Annotated in this window: 2 protein-coding genes; both read right to left on the reverse strand. The window is 55.1% G+C overall.

Features of this window, described 5'->3' with window-relative positions:
- Window positions 1-190 (reverse strand): hypothetical protein (locus EN807_RS36150; protein WP_210240012.1); only part of this gene is annotated, 190 nt, incomplete at its 3' end.
- Between the two features lie 243 nt (window positions 191-433).
- Window positions 434-943: a DUF2243 domain-containing protein gene (locus EN807_RS32285; protein WP_127314087.1), complete on the reverse strand. Its 510-nt coding sequence runs from the start codon at window positions 941-943 to the stop codon at window positions 434-436.
- Window positions 944-973 lie beyond the last annotated feature (30 nt).

Genomic DNA, 973 nt, shown 5'->3' on the forward strand with positions numbered 1-973 from the left:
GTGCTGGCGTCGGCTCTGCAGCCGAAGCCTCCGGAAAAGCGATTTCAGCCTTCAGTCGCTGCTCCCGGAGCCGAGCTGTCTTTGCATCTCGTGCCATGCGCTCGACCTCGATCAATTCCCGGGCAGCATCCGACGTTCGCTCCCGTCTGTCGTGTTTTTCTTTATCGGTGAGGCCCTGCTTTTCCCGCATTGTTGATCCGATCTGACGGCATGGTGCAGTGTTGCCGCACCGAACGATTGTCGCCAGATCGGGTTCCACCCGGACAGCAAAAAAGCCCGCCGCACCTTTTTTACGGGCTCTACTCCGGACAATTTATAGCGGGGGCCGCCCAGTTCTTCCTCCGCGCGAGGCCCGGACTGAAGAAGAGCCAGAAGCCGCAAGGAAAGTCGTGGCCACCGGAGTACTGTTGAGCAAAGCGGGCGCCGTTGTCCGTTAAGTTCGGCGAACTTCGTCAAAACGGTCCTGTTTGGAATTTCGATAGAGCACAAAGCCGCCGGCCAGCATTACCGCGCCCCAAACTAGGAAGGCGATGTCCCAAAAGATCCATAGATCGCGCGGAACGGTCTCATTTACGTGATGCAGTCCCAAGATCTGATGATTAACAACTCCTTCGATCAAATTGAAGAGACCGAATCCGATCAAGATCGTCGCGAAAAGCAGATTGGCCGACCACCAAAAGTGAGGCTTTCTTGCTGTATTCCACAGAACAACCAAGCCAAGCACAGTTAAGATATAAGTGGCGGCATGGAAGAATCCGTCCAACATCGTGTTCAGCTTCAGATTTTCAACAGAGTTGGGCGGATAGCCCGCGCTTGTCATCATGTGGTGCCATTGCAGAATTTGGTGGAGCACGATCCCGTCGAAAAAGCCGCCTAGGCCTAACCCTAGAAGGATACCGGCCGAAGCAGGAAATTTACGCTCTTTTCGGGGGCTGGTGGTCATTGGTGAGGCTCCGTGCCGTCGTCAAGCTAG

Source organism: Mesorhizobium sp. M5C.F.Ca.ET.164.01.1.1 (genome assembly GCF_004792125.1).
In the GTDB taxonomy this organism is placed as follows: domain Bacteria; phylum Pseudomonadota; class Alphaproteobacteria; order Rhizobiales; family Rhizobiaceae; genus Mesorhizobium; species Mesorhizobium wenxiniae.